We start from the raw sequence: 14,256 nt of genomic DNA, 5'->3' as shown, positions 1-14,256 counted from the left end.
ACTGGCAGATGATGCCCTCAAAATACAATTTTGAGGGCATCATCTGCCAACTCGCGGCTTAGCAAGAGGGGGCGTTAGCGGAGCAGCACGGAGGTCTGGATACCGCCGTCGACGAATCCCAGCCTTCGGGCCAGGGCCATGGAACCCCGGTTATCCAGCGCAGTGCGCCATTGCAGCGTCAGGCCGGAGGCGAGTGCCTCGTGGGCAGCGATCGAAGCAGCGAGGGTTCCGAGTCCCTGCCGGCGCAATTCCGGGGGCACCAGGACGCCCAGATCGGCGAGGATACCCTGCCACTCCGCATAGGCGCCGCAGGCCACCGGTTTGCGGTCCGGTTCGTTGCCATCCATCACGGTGAAATGGTGCTCCATCCTTGAGAGGTGGACTTCATTGACGTCGTCCGGAGGGCACATGCCCTCCAACTCGATCGCCTCCGGATGGCCGTGTGAGACAGTGACTTCGCCGCCCGGCTGGAACAGGGGAAGGTCGTCGGCGAACAGCAGCGCCGACGTTCCGAGTCCGTGGCCGCCGTGTTCGCGGCTGATCCGCAACAGAGCGGAATGCTCGCTCAGTTGATCGTCCGAGAGCTCGACGGCGGCAGCCACCGCCCACGTCGGACCCACCAATGCGGAGCGGCCAAAGAGCCTCACGAACGTCATGGATTCGGCGTCTTCGTCTTCCCGGACCAATCGCTCCCCGGTGCGGGCAGCAGGCGAGCCGGAGGCGAGACTGAAGGCCTCGTCGTCGAACCCCAAATGTCGGGCCCAGGCCAGCAGCACAATTTCCGCCGATCCCGCATCAAGTTCCATGACATCGAGTCTATGCAGTCCCTGGAAAGGAAAGAGCAGGCAGGCGCTTGGTGGTACCCGCCTGCTCCTGAAGAACCGACTCCTTGAAGGACCGGCTCAGCCGAACAGCACCGCGGCTTCGTCGTAGCGGTTCTGGGGGACGGTCTTGAGCTTTCCCAAGGCAGCTTCGAAGCCCACGTGCTCGATGTCCGTGCCCTTGAGGGCCACCATCGTTCCCCAGCGGCCTTCCACCACGGAATCGATGGCTGCCATGCCCAAACGGGTGGCCAGCACGCGGTCAAAAGCCGAGGGGACGCCGCCGCGCTGGATGTGGCCGAGGATCGTGGCGCGGGTCTCGATGCCGGTGCGGGCTTCGATTTCCGGAGCGAGCTGGTCCGCGATGCCACCCAGGCGGGGCCGGCCAAAGGTATCCAGTCCGCGTTCGGAGTGCGGGGCTTCCATGTGGTCAGGAACAAAACCTTCGGCAACAACAATCAGCGGCGCACGGCCACGATCGTGGGCCTCCTGGACCCACTCGGTGATCTGCTCGATGCTGACCTTCTGCTCGGGGATCAGGATGGCGTGCGCGCCGGCAGCCATGCCCGCGTGCAGGGCAATCCAGCCCACGTGGCGGCCCATGACCTCGGCGATCATGCAACGGTGGTGGGATTCTCCGGTGGTGCGCAGCCGGTCGATGGCCTCAGTGGCGATCTGGACGGCGGTGTCGAATCCGAAGGTGTAGTCGGTGGCGTCGAGGTCGTTGTCCACAGTCTTGGGGACGCCGACGATCTTGAGCCCGGCGTCGGTAAGGCGCTTCGCGGCAGCCAGGGTGCCTTCGCCACCGATGGCAATGATGGCGTCGATGCCGAGACGGTCCATGTGGGCCTTGATGACGTCCGGCCCGCCGCCGTTCTCGAACGGGTTGGTGCGGGACGTGCCGAGGATGGTTCCACCCTGCTTGGCGATACCGCGGACCATGGTGCGGGGAATGTCGATGACGTCGCCCTCCACGACGCCTCGCCAACCGTCCCGGAAACCGACGAATTCCTGGCCGTGAATGGCAATTCCCTTGAGGACGGCGCCGCGGATGACGGCATTAAGTCCGGGGCAGTCGCCACCGCTGGTAAGGATTCCAATTTTCATGAGGGCTCAAATCCTGGCTAGGAGGTATACGTGTAGAGCGCCACGCTGAGCTCACAACGATTGTAGGGGGCAATGTGGGGTGGGACACAAACATGACCGTCGCCGGGGATGAGACTTTTGAAACAACCTGGAAATTGGACGGGCAAGCCTGGACTAAATGACCGGCTCATGGAACCTGGCTTAACAAGCCAAGCGCCAAGCGCCCCGCCGCGTTGGCGGGGCGCTGGTGAACTCGCCGGCCCGTAAACCCGGGGCCGGGCTGTGCTAATTCCTGCCTTGCGAACGCTGGGTGAGGAAAGATTCCAGCGCAATGGTGCCGCTTTGGTTGGGAAGCAGCAGCCATGCCACCACGTAAATCACCACGGCGGGCCCGGGTAGCAGGCAGAAGATCAGGTAGCCAATGCGGACGTAGGCCACGTCCACATTCAGTTTGGCGGCAATGCCACCGCAAACCCCTCCGATCAAACGCTGCGGACCGCGCTTCAGGCCGATGCCCCGTACGATGCTGAAGAACTTGTTCATGGCTAGAGCCTTCCCTGTTGTCGCTGCTTTGTCACGTGCTGCTTGCTACCCGTGGTCGGAATCGGCGGCCCCGGCGCCGGAGTCCGGGCCGGAACCGCTGCCCTTTCGGGAGCGGGCCGACACAAGGCCTCCGATCACGAGTGCCGCGCCGGCCCCGATCATGAGCCCGATCAGAACATAGGTGCCGTTGAGCGCCACGAGGCCGAGCTTGGAAATGATGATCAAAGCTGCGAGTGCCAGGACAATCAGCCCCCAAACCACCGTGCTCACCCTGGCCCGGGCAGCTTGCGCCGTGGGTTCGGGTGCCGGCGCCGTTTCAAATGCCCGCGTGGGTCCGTGTGTGCTCATGTCAGTTTCCTTCCTGGACGGTGACATTGCTGAAGGTGCCGTTGAGTTTGACGACCAGTCTGGCGCCGGGCTTGTCCGTGTTGAAGCTGTCCCGGGTGCCACCGTTGCTTTGGGTGACGGCGCTACCGTCCTGCTTGAGGTTCGCGAAGGTCATATCTGCTTGGACCTCCACCGGCACGGTCGCGGGGATGAGGAGCTTGATGTTGCTTGCGGTCACGTCCATCGGAACCACGACGTCGGAACTCAGCGGTGCGCTCAGGTTCAGCTTGGTCAAGTCAACGGTCCCATTGGCACCGGTAATATCGAAGCCTTTGCGGGCATCCTCGATGCTCACTGGATTCCATTGAGCATTCTGCAGACGGAAGTGGTCTGCGTTCGGGGCGATATTGAAGATGCCCCCGATCACCAGAGTCGCAACGGCCAGGAAACCGAGCAGCCCCGAGGTGCGGCCACGAAGCCCCGCAACAAGGATGCCGAGGCCGAGGACTGCGGCGGCCGTGGCCCACACCAACGCGTTGGCGGCGTCGCCCAGGTGGATGACATCGCCGGCGTCGAGCAGCTTGAGCGTTCCGCCGGCCAGCAGGGCTGCCCCCGCAGAGACCGCTACGATAGCCGTGCCCGGTCCCTGCCGCCTCGGCCGCTCGGGCCGCTCGGGGCGGTTGGGAACGCCAGCCGGTGGGTAGGGCCCCGCGGGATTGAAGGGGCCCGAGGGGGTTGCCGGCCCGCCGATCCCGTAACTACCGGCCCCGCCAGTCCCGTAAGCACTTGAGCCGTAAGGGCCGGCTGGATAGCCCGCCGGGGCATGGGTGCCCGCCCCGCCAGGGGAACTCGGAGCGGCCGCATAGTTGTGCGTGCCCATGGTCTGCCTTCCGTTGCGGGATTTGCTGCGCTGGACCAGGAAGTAGACCAGGTAGATGATGCCGCCCACCCAGAACAGCGTCCACAGGATTCCAGGAACGCCGTTCCAGCCCCAGCCCCAGAAGCCACGGCCGAGGCTTGGCAATCCGATGATGGTTGTGATGAGGGCGCCGGTCATGCCTGCGGACCAACGCCCTGCACCGGCCTCCTGGGCGTGGATGCGGCCGTCGGGTTCGGGGAGGAGCGCCCAGGCGACGCCGTAGAGCAGGATGCCGATGCCGGCAAAGAGGGTGAGGATGATGAAGATGCCGCGGACGATCAATGGATCGATGCCGAAGCGGTGCGCGATGCCGCTGGCCACGCCGCCCATCCACCGGTCGCGGCCGCGGCTGATGCCTTGGCTTCGGATCCAGTTGAAGAAGTTCTGCGGAGGAGCGGGCACGGCGTAGTCCGGTGCTGTTCCACCGGTGCTGCCGGAGTTTGGCTGGGCCGGTTCTTCCGGCGAGCCTGTCCCTGCCGGATGGCTGGATTCTGCAGGTTGTCCGGGCTCCGCTGCTTGTCCGGAGTCCTCGGGATTCATGCTGTTCGCGTTCATACTTCGATCTTGCCGCCTGACGGCGCCACCCTCTATTGGGGGATACCCTGAACGTTCCCTGAGTGGCCCCCTGAGTTGCCCTGGCTTCGAGCGCCGAAAGCCCTGATACGTGTTTGGATGGATTCATGACAACCGCCATGCAACGACCGCCGCTGGTCCGGAGCAGCGACCGGATGATTGCCGGCGTGTGCAGCGGCCTGGCGGACCACCTTGGCTGGCCTGTGAAGTACATCCGGCTCGGTATGGTCCTTGCCTCGTTCGCCGGCGGCGCGGGTCTGGCCTTCTACGCCTGGCTGTGGGTCATGGTGCCCACCGCAGACGAAAACGCCCGCCGCAATAGCCGCCGACCGGCGTCGCCGATTGCTCCGTCGGTGAGCTTGCCTCCTTCGGTGAGCATGCTTTCCGACGTAACAATGCCCGACGGCGGCGCGCAGCCGCCGTCGTCGACCCCGGCTCCCGTTTTCGCCTCCTGGTTCAGGATTCGGCGCATCCAGTACGGAAAAGAGATCCTCCTGGGAGCAGGCCTGCTCCTGGTGGCCGCCATCCTCATCGCCCGGCAATTCGGCGTCGAGGTCCCTCTCGGCACGCTGATCCCCGCGGCGGCCATACTCGGCGGAGCGGCGATCGCGTGGATGCAGCTGGACGAGACGCGCCGGGCCGGACTGGTGGACAAGACCAAGGCCGACCAAGCCGGCGGCTGGGTCCGCCTTGCTGCAGGCCTGGCCCTGGTGGTTGCCGGGGTGTTGGTCATGGTGTCCGGTTCCGGCTCGTGGGAGCAGACCTGGCTCGCGCTGCTGGCTTCCATCGCAGTGCTGGGCGGTGTCGCCCTGGTGCTGCTGCCGTGGGGCCTGAAGTTCTGGAAAGACCTTGAAACCGAGAGGGCAGCGCGGGTTCGCGAGACGGAGCGTGCCGAGATTGCCGCCCACCTGCACGACTCGGTGCTGCAGACGCTCGCCTTGATCCAGCGCCGGGCCGGTTCCGAGCAGGACGTGGTCCGCCTCGCCCGTGCGCAGGAGCGTGAACTGCGCACCTGGCTGTACCGGGACGCCGCCAAGGATGCGGGACTCCTGGCGGAGCGGATTGCCGCGGCCGCCGCCGAGGTGGAGGACACGCATGGACACGCCGTCGACGTCGTCAGCGTGGGAGACGCAGCCATGACGGACCGGCACGAAGCCCTCGTCCTGGCGGCCCGGGAGGCCATGCACAATGCCGCCCGGCATGGCGGCGGAGCCGTGTCCGTCTATCTCGAGAGCTCGGACACGGGCAGCGAGGTTTTCATCAGGGATCGCGGACCCGGCTTTGACCCGGATGCTGTCCCGGAAGACCGGCTCGGAGTCAAGGAGTCAATCATCGGACGGATGAAGCGCCACGGCGGCACGGCGGTCATCAACAGCAGCTCCGAGGGCACGGAAGTACACCTCAAACTGCCCGCCGAGAACGCCGACAAAGCAGAGAACCGAAACGGAGAAGCCAAAGCATGAGCGGCACCCCAGAAAAGATCAAGCCGGAGCAGGTCGCAGCCGGGCAAGTGCCGCGGAAGGTGCGCGTGGTAATCGTGGACGATCACGCCATTTTCCGTTCCGGGCTGAAGGCCGACCTCGATTCCAGGATCGACGTCGTGGGTGAAGCCGGAACGGTGGAACAAGCCGTCGCCGTGATCGCCGAGGTTCACCCGGAAGTGGTGTTGCTTGACGTCCATTTGCCCGGCGGCCTTGGCGGCGGCGGGCGGGAGGTCATCAGCGCATCCACTCCGTTGCGCGGGAGCACAAGCTTCCTGGCCTTGAGCGTCTCAGATGCGGCCGAGGACGTCGTGGCCGTCATCCGGGCCGGGGCCCGAGGCTATGTCACCAAGACCATTTCCGGTCCCGAGATCTCCGATGCCGTGATCCGGGTGGCTGACGGTGACGCCGTGTTCTCGCCGAGGCTGGCGGGTTTTGTCCTGGACGCGTTCGGAACGTCCCCGGCCGAGATCGCCGACGACGAACTGGACCGTCTCTCCACGAGGGAACTGGAAGTCATGCGCCTCATCGCCCGGGGCTACAGCTACAAGGAGGTGGCCAAGGAGTTGTTCATTTCCATCAAGACCGTGGAAACCCATGTCTCCGCGGTGCTCCGCAAACTCCAGCTTTCCAGCCGCCACGAACTGACCAAGTGGGCCGCCGAGCGCCGCCTCCTCTGACGCCCGCTCACCTATAGCGGCTTTAAGCCAAACGCCCGCTCACCTATAGCGGCTTAAAGCCAAACGCCCGCTCACCTCTATCCCAAGGTGAGCGAGCGTTTGCGGAGGCGGAAGGCTACTTGGCCTGGCCGAGGAATTCCTGGAGGCGTCGTACGCCTTCGGCGAGGTCGTCGTCGCCCAAGGCGTAGGAGAGGCGGACGAAACCGGAGGGGCCGAAGGCCTCGCCCGGAACAATTGCGACCTCAACTTCGTCGAGGATCAGTGAGGCAAGCTCAGCGGACGTTGACGGACGGACGGGACCGTTCGACGTCGGGAATTCCTTGCCCAGCAGTCCGCGGACGTCGGCGTACACGTAGAAGGCGCCGGTCGGCGTCGGGCATTCCACACCCTCGATCGCGTTCAGTCCGGCGACAATCGCCTTGCGGCGGCGGTCGAAAGCGACCTTCATTTCGTCGACGGCGGTCAGCGGGCCCGAGACTGCAGCCAGGGCTGCGATCTGCATGATGTTGGAAACGTTCGACGTCGCGTGCGACTGGAGGTTGGTGGCGGCCTTGATGACGTCTGCCGGGCCGATCATCCATCCGACGCGCCATCCGGTCATGGCGTAGGTCTTGGCGACACCGTTGAGGATGACCACCTTGTCGCCGAGTTCGGGGGCGGCGGTGGCAATCGAGGTGAAAGGGACGCCGTCGTACGTCAGGTGCTCATAGATTTCGTCGGTGACCACCCAGAGGCCCTTGGCCGCTGCCCACTTTCCGATTTCTGCCACCTGTTCCGCGCTGTAAACGGCGCCGGTCGGGTTGGACGGGGAAACGAAAAGCAGGATCTTCGTCTTGTCGGTGACTGCGGCCTCGAGTTGGTCCACGGTGACCAGGTAACCCTGTTCCGGGCCCGCGAAAACCTCGACGGGAACGCCTCCGGCCAGGCGGATTGCCTCCGGGTAGGTGGTCCAGAAAGGCGTGGGGATGATTACCTCGTCGCCCGGATCAACAAGTGTGGCGAAAGTGTTGTAGACAGCCTGCTTGCCGCCGTTGGTAACCATCACTTGGGAAGCGTCAACTTTGTAGCCCGAATCGCGGAACGTCTTGTCCGCGATAGCCTGCTTCAGCTCCGGCAGCCCGGCGGCAGGGGAGTAGCGGTGGTACTTCGGCTGGGCGGCGGCCTCGACGGCGGCCTTGACGATGTAGTCGGGTGTCGGGAAGTCGGGCTCCCCGGCGCCGAAGCCAATCACGGGGCGACCCGCTGCCTTGAGCGCCTTGGCCTTGGCGTCAACGGCAAGGGTGGCGGATTCGGCGATGGCGGAAATTCGCTGTGAAATGCGGGCGGCTGGTATTCCGGCAGACATTAAAGCACCGTTCTTCGCGGGCAGCTCATGAGCTGGATGGTGGGATTCGACGAAATCTACTTTATGCTGTTCTGCGGAGCTATCGGGCTAACGTCGGGAAAGTGACAGTGAAGGCTGATCAAGCGAGCGCTGATCACATGAGCGAGAAGGCCTGAACGCTCCGGAAATGGCCCGGTTCGACTATCGCGACGTTGTTGCGTAGACTGGTTCACCGGTGTTGAAAAACATCACAATGGTTCGCGCCCCAGATTGGCTCCGGAATCTCGTGTTCTTCTGGATTCCTTGGCTTTGATGGTGTGTGGCCAAAATATGGATTCGTTCCATAGGGTAGTGGCGCAATTGGTAGCGCAGCGGTCTCCAAAACCGCAGGTTGCAGGTTCGAGTCCTGTCTGCCCTGCGCAAGCTGTTCCGGGTTTTCCTCGGAACAAGCGCAGCAACCATGACTCTGATCAGAGTCGGGTCAACGACGTTTGCATAGATGAGTGAGGATCAGGTGACCGAAACAGCTGCGAGCAGCTCGAAGGGCCGCCCTGCCAAGAAGTCCGATTCCGGCCTCTTCGCTCGAATTGCGCTTTTTGTCCGCCAGGTAATTGGTGAGCTCAAGAAGGTTGTTGCCCCCACCCGCAAGGAACTGGTCAACTACACAGTCGTGGTGCTGGTGTTCGTGGCCATCATGATGCTTGTCGTCACCATCCTGGACCTGGCTTTCGGTACGGGAATCAAATGGGTTTTCGGCGCTACTGGCACCACGAACCACTAAGCGGATCGCTCCGCAAACCGCGTGGAATTCCTGGAAAATCAAGGGATTTCGCAGGGTTTGCGGAATTGAGCCATTTAAATAGGCATGTTAGGCAATGAGGAAGCAGGAGACCAAGTGTCTGAGCAGGAGCTCGAGGTAACTGAGACTGAGCTGGATGGGCCCGCTGAAAGCACAGCCGACGCCACGGCTGACGCCGTGGAAGGATCCGAGGTCGATTCTGCTGCGCCCGAAACTGCCGACGTTGACGACGTCGACCAGGATGAGTCCGACGACGCCGACGCCCTGGCCGCCGCTGCAGCCGTAGCGCCTGCCGACCCCGCTGAGGAGTTCAAGGCCAAGCTTCGCCGCCAGGAGGGTGACTGGTACGTCATCCACTCCTACGCCGGCTACGAAAACCGCGTCAAGGCCAACCTTGAGACCCGCATCCAGACCCTGGACATGGAAGATTACATCTTCGAGATCCAGGTGCCCATGGAGGAAGTCGTTGAGATCAAGAACGCCCAGCGCAAGATCATCAACCGCGTACGCATTCCGGGTTACGTCCTCGTCCGCATGGACCTGACGGACGCATCCTGGGGCGCAGTCCGCCATACCCCGGGTGTCACCGGCTTCGTTGGCAACGCACACAACCCGGTCCCGCTTCGCCTCGACGAGGTCTTCTCGATGCTGGCTCCGGTCTTCGAAGAGCAGCAGGCCGAAAAGGGCAAGCCGGTCAACAAGCAGCACCAGACGCCCGTCGACATCGACTTCGAGGTCGGAGAGTCCGTCATCGTCAAGGAAGGTCCGTTCGAGACCCTTCCCGCCACGATCTCCGAGATCAAGATGGATTCCCAGACGCTTGTGGTGCTGGTGTCGATCTTCGAACGCGAGACCCCGGTTACGCTCGCATTCAACCAGGTCACCAAGATCTAGTTGATCCAAGGATTTCGCCCCGCGGTTGCCCGCTTAGCAGCCACGGAGCGGGCGGCCGCCTTGCCATGGCGGCCACAAACCTGAGGCACGCTCCTGTGTCCTAGGAAGTTATTGAGAGAAGGACCTACATTGGCTCCCAAGAAGAAGGTCACCGGCCTCATCAAGCTGCAGATCCAGGCAGGTGCGGCCAACCCGGCCCCGCCGATCGGTCCTGCGCTTGGCCAGCACGGTGTCAACATCATGGAATTCTGCAAGGCGTACAACGCTGCAACGGAAGCCCAGCGCGGAAACGTTATCCCGGTTGAAATCACGGTCTACGAAGACCGCTCCTTCACCTTCATCACCAAGACCCCGCCGGCTGCAGAGCTCATCAAGAAGGCTGCAGGCGTTGCCAAGGGTTCGGCCACGCCGCACACCGTCAAGGTTGCCAAGCTGACCCAGGCGCAGGTTAACGAGATCGCCACCACCAAGATGGAAGACCTCAACGCCACCAGCCTTGAGGGTGCTGCCAAGATCATCGCCGGCACCGCACGCTCGATGGGTATCACTGTCGAATAGTCGAGGAATGAACGGACGGTGAGGGCTGAGGAACGAAGCACTCGCCGGAAGTGAGTCCCGGAGACTTTCCACAATCAGATACAGTCGAGGGCTAACCACCTCCTGCCGGGAAACCGGCACCATTGAAATATTGAAAATGTTGGAGATCCACGCCGGATTTCCAACTGTGGCAGGGCCCAGCGCGGTCCGCAGACCACAACTGCACAAGGAGAATAAGCAGCATGGCAAAGCGCAGCAAAGCATATGAGGCAGCCGTAGCCAAGATCGAGGCAGACAAGTTCTACGCCCCGTTCGACGCCATCAAGCTCGCCAAGGACACCAACCCGTCCAAGTTCGACGCCACCGTTGAGGTTGCTTTCCGTCTGGGCGTTGACCCGCGTAAGGCCGACCAGATGGTCCGCGGCACCGTCAACCTGCCGCACGGCACGGGTAAGACTGCCCGCGTCCTGGTTTTCGCAACGGGCGACAAGGCCGAAGCAGCAATCGCTGCAGGCGCCGACTTCGTTGGGTCCGATGACCTGATCGAAAAGATCGCGGCCGGTTGGACCGACTTCGACGCCGCAGTGGCAACCCCCGACCTCATGGGCAAGGTTGGCCGTCTCGGTAAGGTCCTCGGCCCGCGTAACCTCATGCCGAACCCGAAGACCGGTACCGTGACCGCAGACGTCACCAAGGCTGTCAACGACATCAAGGGTGGCAAGATCGACTTCCGCGTCGACAAGCACTCGAACCTGCACTTCATCATCGGCAAGGTTTCCTTCGATGAACTGAAGCTGGCTGAAAACTACGCAGCTGCTCTGGAAGAGGTGCTTCGCTTGAAGCCGTCCGCTTCCAAGGGCCGCTACATCCAGAAGGCTACGGTCGCCACCACGTTCGGCCCGGGCATCTCGGTTGACCCGAACGTCACCAAGGTCCTCACCGAGGCGTAAGCCACCGGGAGCATCGACTCTGAAAGGACCGTTCGGCAATCGCCGGGCGGTCCTTTCGTTGTATGCAACCGGCACCTATCGCGGGTGGCGGCCGCTGATTAGGCTGAGGGCATGACAGGCCGGCTTCCTGATTCCAGCATCCATGAGCTCCACCTGCCGGAGTCCCTGGACGGACCGGACGGCAATGATTTCCGGGAGCTCTCTTCCGTGATGGACGCCATGGTCTTGGAAACCTGGGGAAGCCTGGACCGGGCATCGTCGGCGCAGTCCCGGCTCGCAGGATGGCGCGATACCCCATACGAGGCCTCAAGGAACTTCTTCGCCCGGATTGACGGAAGCATCGTCGGGCATGCTTCCTGCCAGTTTCCGCTCAAGGACAACGTCCATACCGCTTGGCTCCAGGTAGATGTTCTGGAGGGGCACCGCCGGCAAGGAATCGGGACCGCATTGCTCCGCACAGTCGAGGGGGTTGCGATGGCTCGGGGGAGGCATGTCCTGCAGGCGCACACCGAACACCCGATCGGCTCCGCAGAAGCAGGAGCAGCGGCAGGAGCAGGGCCAACACCCCTCGGGTCAGCCGCGGCACCTGGGGGAGTACCCGACGATGGTCCGGGAGTAGCCTTTTGCCTCAAGAACGGATACGCCTTGGAACAGGCCAGCAGATTCAGCAGCCTGGACATGGACCATGACGCGGAGTGGGCAAGGCTGGAGCTTGCGGCGCATTCCAAAGCCGACGCCGCTTATGAGGTCCTTGCGTGGACGAACCGTTGCCCCGGCGAATACGTGGACCACATGGCCGGGCTGATGGGCCGGATGAGCACGGACACGCCGGCGGGAGGCCTTGAGATCGAGGCAGAGGCCTGGGACGCTGCCCGCGTCAGGCAACTCGAGGACACCACGCTTGCGGAAGGCCAGACTGCCCTCGTGGCCGCTGCACAACATCGTCGGACGGGTGAGCTCGTCGCCTACACTGTGATCTACCTTGGTCCGTCGAAGCCTGGGGTGGCCGAGCAGGACGATACTTTGGTGGCGAAGCCGCATCGGGGCCATGGACTGGGAACGCTCGTGAAACTGGCCAATCTGCGCAGGCTGCAAACGGAATATCCAGCAGTCCGGCGCGTCATGACTTTTAACGCCGAGGAAAACGAACATATGCTGTCCATCAACGTACAGCTCGGCTTCAAACCGGTGGGATACGACGGCGAATGGCAAAAGAGGATCAAATGACGAGCACGGTGGAGATCGGCCAACTCTGGATCCCGGATTCGCTTGAGGCCGATGACGCACAGGACTTCCTGGCCGCCGTCGAAGTCAGCCGCAGGGTCCGCATGCAGATCTGGGGCACGGACGATCTCGCCTACACTCCGTTGGAGAAACTGCTCGAACTCGGCGATCCTTACGAACGCCAGGTCATTCTCATTGCCCGCGTTGACGGCCGCATTGTGGGTACCGTGGACATCGCGCTGCCCCTTGCCGACAACATGGACCTGGCCGAGTTCACCCTCGACATCCTTCCTGAGTTCCAGCGTAGGGGCGTCGGCCGGCAGCTTCTGGAAGCCGCCGAACATTTCGCCAAAAGCGAGGGGCGGACGATGATCATGGTGGACACCAACCACCCTGCCGAATCCTTGCGTGGTGGTGCCGAGGGTCAGCTCGTACCTGGCAGTGGCCTGGGCTTTGTTCCCTTGGCCAGCCGCGAGGTCGATTTTGCCCGTCGTACCGGCTACACCCTCCAGCACATCGAACAGTTCAGTTCCTGTGCGCTCCCGCTGGATTCGAAGCTCGTCGCCGAGCTTGAGGCCGAAGCGGAAGTCGCGAACGCCGGCCGCTACCGGGTCCACCACTGGACCGACCGTTGCCCGCAACAGTGGCTCGAAGCCGTGGCTGCGCTCGAAAACGCGGCCGGGGAAGTGGTCTCCGAGGGCAATGAGACCGCGGAGGCCGAGCAGCAGCAGCTAGTGTTCGACGCCGGTGTGTTGCGGCAGGCGGAGGACGCCGCCGTCGCGCAGGGGCGCCGGACGGTGGTCACCGCCGTCGAGCACGTCGCCAGCGGGCGGATCGTCGGGCTCACCACGATCGGCGTCCTGGCACAACGCCAGGATGTGGTTTTCCAGGACGACACGATCGTCCTGCAGGAACATCGGGGAAACAAGCTAGGGCTCCTCATCAAGGTCGCCAATATGCAACGCCTCAGCGAACAGTTTCCCGATGCCCGGGTGATCTACACCTGGAATGCGCCCGAAAACCGGTACCTGCTGACAGTGAACAAGCAATTGGGATTCACCACGGCCGGGGTCACGGGGTTGTGGCAGAAGGAACTGCCGAACATGGGCCCGAGGGTCACCTCCTCCGAGTGAGGCGGGGCGATTTGGCGATGCACTTGCCCGTCCCGTAAGCTTGAACTACCAAAGACCGTCGGTTGATGGGAATCCACTCCTCCGGGCGCAGCTCAACTCTGCAGCCACGCGCGGAAGAACCAAGTGGTTTCCTTGACGAAGGACCCTGACAAAGGGCGGCCGGCGCAGGTGAACGAAGCAAATCTCCGCGACCATTTGGTCGTGTTGAGCCAAGCCCCGTGCATCTGCGCGGGGCGTTTTTTAGTTGCAGCTCTTTTGAGCGGGGACCCGGAAAACCGGCTTTATTCCCCGGAAGGAGGGTTATGGCAACGCCTAGCAAGATCTCTGCAGTAGCTGAGATCACCAACGATTTCAAGGAATCGAACGCCGCTGTCCTGACCGAATACCGCGGGCTCTCTGTTGCACAGCTCAAGCAGCTGCGTGTTTCTCTCGGCCTGGACACCAAGTTCTCGGTCGTCAAGAACACCCTGACCGCCATTGCAGCCAAGGAAGCTGGTGTCGAAGCATTCGACGGTCAGCTCGCCGGCCCCACTGCAATTGCATTCATCAAGGGTGACGCGGTTGCTGCCGCCAAGAGCCTGACGGACTTTGCCAAGGTCAACAAGCAGCTGGTCATCAAGACCGGCTACTTCGAAGGCAAGGCACTGAACGCAGCAGAGGTTGCCGCACTGGCAGCCCTCGAGTCCCGTGAGCTGCAGCTCGCCAAGGTTGCAGGCATCCTCAAGGCACCTGCCGCCGCTGCTGCACGCATCATTGACGCTCTGCGCCTCAAGCTTGAAGAAGAGGGCGGCGCTGTAGCACCGGCCGCTGAAGAAGCACCGGCTGCCGAAGAGGCTCCCGCCGAGGCTGCTGCAGAAGAGGCTGCCGCTCCGGCGGAAGCCGCTGAAGCAGCAACCGAAGAGAACTAAGTTCTCCCCATTCACACTGCGGTGCAGTAACGGACGACGTCCGTGGCAGCACCACCT

15 protein-coding genes and 1 tRNA gene are annotated in these 14,256 nt (G+C 63.1%); 10 read left to right on the top strand and 6 right to left on the bottom strand.

Features of this window, described 5'->3' with window-relative positions:
• Positions 1–74: 74 nt before the first annotated feature.
• The 5 genes from AB4Z38_RS08500 to AB4Z38_RS08480 form a co-directional block, all read right to left on the bottom strand.
• On the bottom strand, positions 75–806 hold the full coding sequence (locus AB4Z38_RS08500) for a GNAT family N-acetyltransferase (protein WP_441429297.1): 732 nt from the start codon (positions 804–806) through the stop codon (positions 75–77).
• A 96-nt stretch (positions 807–902) separates the two neighbouring features.
• On the bottom strand, positions 903–1,928 hold the full coding sequence (locus AB4Z38_RS08495; protein WP_234749032.1) for an ATP-dependent 6-phosphofructokinase: 1,026 nt from the start codon (positions 1,926–1,928) through the stop codon (positions 903–905).
• Positions 1,929–2,192: 264 nt separating this feature from the next.
• Positions 2,193–2,450, bottom strand: coding sequence for a PspC domain-containing protein (locus tag AB4Z38_RS08490; protein WP_059387344.1), 258 nt, complete (start codon positions 2,448–2,450; stop codon positions 2,193–2,195).
• Between the two features lie 45 nt (positions 2,451–2,495).
• Positions 2,496–2,798 (bottom strand): hypothetical protein, encoded by a 303-nt coding sequence (locus AB4Z38_RS08485; RefSeq protein ID WP_441429296.1) that lies wholly within the window; start codon positions 2,796–2,798, stop codon positions 2,496–2,498.
• A gap of 1 nt (position 2,799) precedes the next feature.
• A complete protein-coding gene (locus AB4Z38_RS08480) occupies positions 2,800–4,251 on the bottom strand; it encodes a PspC domain-containing protein (RefSeq protein ID WP_441429295.1) in 1,452 nt (483 codons plus the stop codon).
• 125 nt (positions 4,252–4,376) lie between these two features.
• Between AB4Z38_RS08480 and AB4Z38_RS08475 the strand changes: the two genes are divergently transcribed.
• Both AB4Z38_RS08475 and AB4Z38_RS08470 read left to right on the top strand, forming a co-directional pair.
• Entirely contained in the window at positions 4,377–5,732 is a 1,356-nt protein-coding gene (locus AB4Z38_RS08475; protein ID WP_441429294.1) for an ATP-binding protein, read from the top strand.
• Complete coding sequence (locus tag AB4Z38_RS08470) at positions 5,729–6,430, top strand: LuxR C-terminal-related transcriptional regulator (RefSeq protein ID WP_441429293.1); 702 nt, start codon at positions 5,729–5,731, stop codon at positions 6,428–6,430. The genes AB4Z38_RS08475 and AB4Z38_RS08470 overlap by 4 nt, the downstream gene beginning before the upstream one ends.
• A 115-nt stretch (positions 6,431–6,545) precedes the next feature.
• Here AB4Z38_RS08470 and AB4Z38_RS08465 read toward each other — a convergent pair whose 3' ends face one another.
• Complete coding sequence (locus AB4Z38_RS08465; RefSeq protein WP_441429292.1) at positions 6,546–7,775, bottom strand: pyridoxal phosphate-dependent aminotransferase; 1,230 nt, start codon at positions 7,773–7,775, stop codon at positions 6,546–6,548.
• Positions 7,776–8,099: 324 nt separating this feature from the next.
• On the opposite strand from AB4Z38_RS08465, the gene AB4Z38_RS08460 reads away from it, so the two are divergent.
• The 8 genes from AB4Z38_RS08460 (at position 8,100) to rplJ (ending at position 14,199) form a co-directional block, all read left to right on the top strand.
• Positions 8,100–8,172: transfer RNA gene (locus AB4Z38_RS08460), tRNA-Trp, on the top strand.
• A gap of 81 nt (positions 8,173–8,253) precedes the next feature.
• Entirely contained in the window at positions 8,254–8,535 is a 282-nt protein-coding gene (gene secE / locus AB4Z38_RS08455) for a preprotein translocase subunit SecE (RefSeq protein WP_059387348.1), read from the top strand.
• Between the two features lie 114 nt (positions 8,536–8,649).
• Positions 8,650–9,447, top strand: coding sequence for a transcription termination/antitermination protein NusG (nusG, locus tag AB4Z38_RS08450; RefSeq protein ID WP_441429291.1), 798 nt, complete (start codon positions 8,650–8,652; stop codon positions 9,445–9,447).
• Between the two features lie 129 nt (positions 9,448–9,576).
• Entirely contained in the window at positions 9,577–10,005 is a 429-nt protein-coding gene (gene rplK / locus AB4Z38_RS08445; RefSeq protein WP_028265119.1) for a 50S ribosomal protein L11, read from the top strand.
• A gap of 221 nt (positions 10,006–10,226) precedes the next feature.
• A complete protein-coding gene (gene rplA / locus AB4Z38_RS08440; RefSeq protein WP_441429290.1) occupies positions 10,227–10,934 on the top strand; it encodes a 50S ribosomal protein L1 in 708 nt (235 codons plus the stop codon).
• A 111-nt stretch (positions 10,935–11,045) separates the two neighbouring features.
• The gene (locus tag AB4Z38_RS08435) at positions 11,046–12,161 is read left to right on the top strand and encodes a GNAT family N-acetyltransferase (protein WP_441429289.1); all 1,116 of its coding nucleotides are present in this window, start codon (positions 11,046–11,048) and stop codon (positions 12,159–12,161) included.
• Positions 12,140–13,291: a GNAT family N-acetyltransferase gene (locus AB4Z38_RS08430; RefSeq protein ID WP_441429288.1), complete on the top strand. Its 1,152-nt coding sequence runs from the start codon at positions 12,140–12,142 to the stop codon at positions 13,289–13,291. The genes AB4Z38_RS08435 and AB4Z38_RS08430 overlap by 22 nt, the downstream gene beginning before the upstream one ends.
• A gap of 302 nt (positions 13,292–13,593) precedes the next feature.
• The gene (rplJ, locus tag AB4Z38_RS08425) at positions 13,594–14,199 is read left to right on the top strand and encodes a 50S ribosomal protein L10 (protein ID WP_234749043.1); all 606 of its coding nucleotides are present in this window, start codon (positions 13,594–13,596) and stop codon (positions 14,197–14,199) included.
• The last annotated feature ends 57 nt before the right edge of the window (positions 14,200–14,256 follow it).

The sequence above is a fragment of the Arthrobacter sp. 2RAF6 genome (genome assembly GCF_052115205.1).
Taxonomy (GTDB): domain Bacteria; phylum Actinomycetota; class Actinomycetes; order Actinomycetales; family Micrococcaceae; genus Arthrobacter.
The sequence above is the reverse complement of the archived record's forward strand: the minus strand, read 5'-3'. Positions and strand labels throughout refer to the sequence as shown.

What these genes read in the sequence shown, in the direction of transcription:
- AB4Z38_RS08500 (WP_441429297.1), bottom strand. Translation starts at nt 806, where the DNA reads ATGGAACTTGATGCGGGATCGGCGGAAATTGTGCTGCTGGCCTGGGCC.
- AB4Z38_RS08495 (WP_234749032.1), bottom strand. Translation starts at nt 1,928, where the DNA reads ATGAAAATTGGAATCCTTACCAGCGGTGGCGACTGCCCCGGACTTAAT.
- AB4Z38_RS08490 (WP_059387344.1), bottom strand. Translation starts at nt 2,450, where the DNA reads ATGAACAAGTTCTTCAGCATCGTACGGGGCATCGGCCTGAAGCGCGGT.
- AB4Z38_RS08485 (WP_441429296.1), bottom strand. Translation starts at nt 2,798, where the DNA reads ATGAGCACACACGGACCCACGCGGGCATTTGAAACGGCGCCGGCACCC.
- AB4Z38_RS08480 (WP_441429295.1), bottom strand. Translation starts at nt 4,251, where the DNA reads ATGAACGCGAACAGCATGAATCCCGAGGACTCCGGACAAGCAGCGGAG.
- AB4Z38_RS08475 (WP_441429294.1), top strand. Translation starts at nt 4,377, where the DNA reads ATGACAACCGCCATGCAACGACCGCCGCTGGTCCGGAGCAGCGACCGG.
- AB4Z38_RS08470 (WP_441429293.1), top strand. Translation starts at nt 5,729, where the DNA reads ATGAGCGGCACCCCAGAAAAGATCAAGCCGGAGCAGGTCGCAGCCGGG.
- AB4Z38_RS08465 (WP_441429292.1), bottom strand. Translation starts at nt 7,775, where the DNA reads ATGTCTGCCGGAATACCAGCCGCCCGCATTTCACAGCGAATTTCCGCC.
- secE (WP_059387348.1), top strand. Translation starts at nt 8,254, where the DNA reads ATGAGTGAGGATCAGGTGACCGAAACAGCTGCGAGCAGCTCGAAGGGC.
- rplA (WP_441429290.1), top strand. Translation starts at nt 10,227, where the DNA reads ATGGCAAAGCGCAGCAAAGCATATGAGGCAGCCGTAGCCAAGATCGAG.
- AB4Z38_RS08435 (WP_441429289.1), top strand. Translation starts at nt 11,046, where the DNA reads ATGACAGGCCGGCTTCCTGATTCCAGCATCCATGAGCTCCACCTGCCG.
- AB4Z38_RS08430 (WP_441429288.1), top strand. Translation starts at nt 12,140, where the DNA reads ATGGCAAAAGAGGATCAAATGACGAGCACGGTGGAGATCGGCCAACTC.
- rplJ (WP_234749043.1), top strand. Translation starts at nt 13,594, where the DNA reads ATGGCAACGCCTAGCAAGATCTCTGCAGTAGCTGAGATCACCAACGAT.